Origin of the sequence: Microbacterium sp. BF1 (genome assembly GCF_019279095.1) — a bacterium.
Lineage (GTDB): Bacteria > Actinomycetota > Actinomycetes > Actinomycetales > Microbacteriaceae > Microbacterium > Microbacterium maritypicum.
In genome coordinates, this window is record NZ_JAGYWT010000244.1 from 1 (window position 1) to 3,678 (window position 3,678).

A 3,678-nucleotide genomic window follows, 5' to 3' on the forward strand; every position below is an offset into this window, starting at 1 on the left:
AAGACCGCGACCCAGGCAACAGAACTCGAGATCGCGGATCTCGTTCCGGCCGAGTACGTCGTGAGCATTGTTCAGAAGCCGACTGGCACGTTGTTCTCGTGCGATGACGGGCAACACACCTGGTATGATGGGCATCGGAACGACGCTGCTCGTGGACACGTACGACATCCGCACGGGCGTCGAGACCGCCATCCGGGTCGCCGGCACGGAGCTCGGCGGCGTGCGGATCGACTCCGGCGACCTCCCCATCGTCGCCGGAGACGTTCGCGCGCAGCTCGACGAGCTCGGGGCGACGTCCACGCGCATCACGGTGACCAGCGACCTCGACGAGTATGCGATCGCCGCCCTGGCCGCATCGCCGGTCGACGCCTACGGTGTCGGAACGTCGGTGGTCACCGGATCCGGGTATCCGACCGCGAGCATGGTCTACAAGCTCGTGGCACGACAGGATGCCACCGGATCCTGGATCGGTGTCGCGAAGGCATCGGCGGACAAGGCGTCGCACGGTGGTCGTAAGGCCGCTTTCCGGACCCTGGTGGACGGCGTCGCCACCGCCGAGACGGTCGTCGTCTCCGATGGTTTCGAAGAGCTCGGCACCGCGGCGGAGCATCCCGACGGCCGCCCGCTGCAGGTGACCTTCGTCGAGGCTGGTGACATCGACTCGAGCTACGAAGGCGTCGAGGGCACGGCAGCCGCGCGGGCGCACCATCTGCGCGTGCGCGAAGAACTCCCGGTGCGCGCTCTCGCGCTCAGCAAGTCCGACCCGGCGATTCCCACCGTGTACGTCGAAGCAGACTGAGGTCAGCCCATCATCGACTCGTAGATCTCCTTGCACGTGGGGCAGATGGGGAACTTCTCCGGGTCGCGGCCCGGGGTCCACTTCTTGCCGCACAGTGCCCGCACCGGCTTGCCGGTGATCGCGGACTCGAGGATCTTGTCCTTCTTCACGTAATGCGAGAAGCGCTCATGGTCGCCCGGTTCGAGATTCTCCTCACGGAGGAGCTCTTCCAGTTCGCGATCAAGCGTTGCCACGCCGCCCTGATCGGGGCTGTCCAGCGGAGTACTCATCCCGTGAGTCTAGCGGCGTCGAATGCCTCGTGGGCGGTCGTCACGCCGTCTCGACGAACTCCATCAGGCGCTCCCCGCTGCGCTCGAAGATGCGACCGCCGATGACCGCCCCCGCGGCCAACACCGCGAGGCCGCCGAGGAGCCCGACCCAGAAGGTCGCCGGGGCGTATGCGGAGCCCTCGAGCATCGTGGCCGCGAACAACCAGATGGTGGGGGCGCTCAGCACGATCGCTCCGAGGAACGCCGCTGCGGGACCGTATGTGCCTCGGGACGTCGGCCGTTGCGGCTGCTGGAACGGGCTGTCACCGGGTCGCGAGACCGCGTACGGGGCGACGACCGAGACGATGCTCGAGATACCCAGAGCGCAGAAGAGCAGGCTCGCGGCCACGCCGCCCATCGGCAGCAGCAGGCTCCAGTTGCCGACGAGGAGGAGCGACAGGGGAACCGCGATCGCGAGCACCGGAATCGCGACGAGAAGGACCGGCACCAGGCGTCCGAGACGGTCGGGAAGACCCCGGACGCCACTGGCCACGTGGGTCCACAGCGCCGTCGAGTCGTAGGCGACGTCGTTGTGCGGCAACCAGCCGAAGAACAGCGCCATCACGGGCACGGGCACGAGCGCTGCGACCTCCAACGGGACACCGGCGACGATGAGCGGAAGCACGGTGAGGACACCGGCCACCGGCACCACGATGATGTTCATGATGTAGCGACGGTCGCGAAGCCAGTAAACGAGGCTTCGAGCCGCGATCGCACCGAAGGCGTTCGACGGCAGCAGACCGAACCAGCCGAGGCCCGTGCGCTCCCTCAGCGTGACCGGACGCTCCGTCGTCGTGAGCAGACGCCGCACGAGCCAGGCCCATGCGATCCCGAGCAGAACGACCGTGAGGACCGCGATGACGCCGCTGACCCACGCCGAGGCGGTCGCCCCGGCTGCGGAGTCGAAGAGGAACGCGGGCGCCGCGGCGAACGGGCTGAAACCGAAGACGCTCGAGAGCGTCGCGAGCGACGGCGGCACGAGGCCGTCCCAGCGGAGCGATCCGAAGAACACCGCGACGGGGAACGCGATCACGATCAGCGCGAGCGCGAACAGCGCCGTGAGCTCTCGGGATCGGCGCTCCGGAAGAAGCAGAGCGTTGAGCGCCATACCGATCCTCGAGACCAGCATCGTCGTGATGACACCGATGATCGTCATCAGCACCGCCAGCGGCCAGGGGGTCCCTGCTCCGATCGCCACGATGCAGACGCTGATGTAGACCGCGAGAAGCGCCAGGCTGGGCACGCTGATGAAGGCGGCCAGCGTGAGCACCCAGGGCATCTGCCGCTCATCGACACCGAAGACCGCGAACCGTCGGGGGTCGAGCTGGTCGACGGCACCGACGAGGATCGGGCCGACGAGGAAGCCGATGAGGAGGGCGGCCCCGCCGAGCACGGTGACTGCGCGTGCCACCGGTACCGGGGCTGCCGCGAGGCTGAACACGGCGATGCACACCACGGCGGTGACGGCGATGACCGCCGCGAGCGAGATGAGCGTCCGGATCCGACGATCGCCGCGCACAGAGCCCAGCAGCAGCGCGAGCCTCAGTCGGAGAACGTGTGCAGCCACTCGAGCCCCTCCACCTCTCCGCTGGAACCGGCGAGCTCGACGAAGCGCGCCTCGAGAGTCTGACCCGCGCGGACCTCGTCGATCGTGCCTTCGGCGAGAACCTCTCCGCCGACGATGATCGCGACGCGTGAGCAGACACGCTCGACCAGATCCATGCCGTGGCTCGACAGGATCACGGTGCCGCCGTGCGAGACGTAGGCGCGGAGGATGTCCAGGATGACCGCCGAGGAGACAGGATCCACCGACTCGAACGGCTCATCGAGCACGAGCACGCGCGGCGAGTGGATCATGGCCCCGGCGAGCATGATCTTCTTCGTCATGCCGGCCGAGTAGTCGGAGACGACGCGGCTGAGGGCATCGCCGAGATCGAATGCTCGAGCGAGGTCGGCGGCGCGCTTCTCGATCACATCCGCCGCGAGACCGCGCAGCAACCCGTAGTAGTAGAGCAGCTGACGACCGGTGAGACGGTCGAAGGTGCGCAGCCGATCAGGCAGCACGCCCATCAGCCGCTTCGCCGCCAGCGGCTGCTTCGCCTGATCGATGCCGCAGATGACGACGCTGCCCGCGTCGGCGCGCAGAAGCCCGGCGACGATCGAGAGTGTCGTGGTCTTGCCCGCGCCGTTGGGCCCCAGCAGTGCGACGACCTCCCCGCGCCGGATCGACAGGTCCACCCCGTCGACGGCCTGCACGCGGCGGTCGCCGGTGCCGAAGTGTCGTCTCACGGCGCTCAGTTCGAGCACCACGGGGTCATCGATCGGGGCGACGGATACCGGTCGAGCGGTGGCCCGCGTCACCGACCCGTCCACGGAGGTGTTGTTCATGCCTCAAGCCTCCTCCGCCGAGGGCGAGGAGACCGGAGGGCAGTGTCATCTCCTCGACATGACACGTGTCATGTCGAGGACGGGATCAGCGTGCAGGCAGCAGGGCCCCCTCGAGGAACGCGGCCAGCTCGGTCGTGTCGTCGAGCGGAAGGATCGCCGCCACGTACTGATCGGGGCGCACCA

The 3,678-nt window shown here is 68.1% G+C and carries 3 protein-coding genes and 1 pseudogene; 1 reads left to right on the forward strand and 3 read right to left on the reverse strand.

The window, feature by feature from the left end:
- Window positions 1-127: 127 nt before the first annotated feature.
- Window positions 128-799, forward strand: a pseudogene (locus KZA10_RS09655) (nicotinate phosphoribosyltransferase); the annotation flags it as partial.
- 2 nt (window positions 800-801) lie between these two features.
- Here KZA10_RS09655 and KZA10_RS09660 read toward each other — a convergent pair.
- Genes KZA10_RS09660 through KZA10_RS09670 form a run of 3 tightly spaced genes read right to left on the reverse strand, consistent with a single transcriptional unit; the run spans window position 802 to window position 3,495 of the window.
- Window positions 802-1,068, reverse strand: a complete 267-nt coding sequence (locus KZA10_RS09660) for a DUF3039 domain-containing protein (RefSeq protein WP_017828506.1) — start codon at window positions 1,066-1,068, stop codon at window positions 802-804.
- Window positions 1,069-1,108: 40 nt separating this feature from the next.
- Window positions 1,109-2,674: a hypothetical protein gene (locus KZA10_RS09665; RefSeq protein WP_055870942.1), complete on the reverse strand. Its 1,566-nt coding sequence runs from the start codon at window positions 2,672-2,674 to the stop codon at window positions 1,109-1,111.
- Window positions 2,650-3,495 carry an ABC transporter ATP-binding protein gene (locus KZA10_RS09670; protein WP_256934665.1) on the reverse strand — a complete coding sequence of 282 codons (846 nt, stop codon included), beginning with the start codon at window positions 3,493-3,495 and terminating at the stop codon, window positions 2,650-2,652. Before KZA10_RS09670 ends, KZA10_RS09665 begins: the two co-directional genes overlap by 25 nt.
- Window positions 3,496-3,678 lie beyond the last annotated feature (183 nt).

Excerpts from the sequence above, each read along its gene's own strand:
- KZA10_RS09660 (WP_017828506.1), bottom strand. The coding sequence starts at position 1,068 with ATGAGTACTCCGCTGGACAGCCCCGATCAGGGCGGCGTGGCAACGCTT.
- KZA10_RS09670 (WP_256934665.1), bottom strand. The coding sequence starts at position 3,495 with ATGAACAACACCTCCGTGGACGGGTCGGTGACGCGGGCCACCGCTCGA.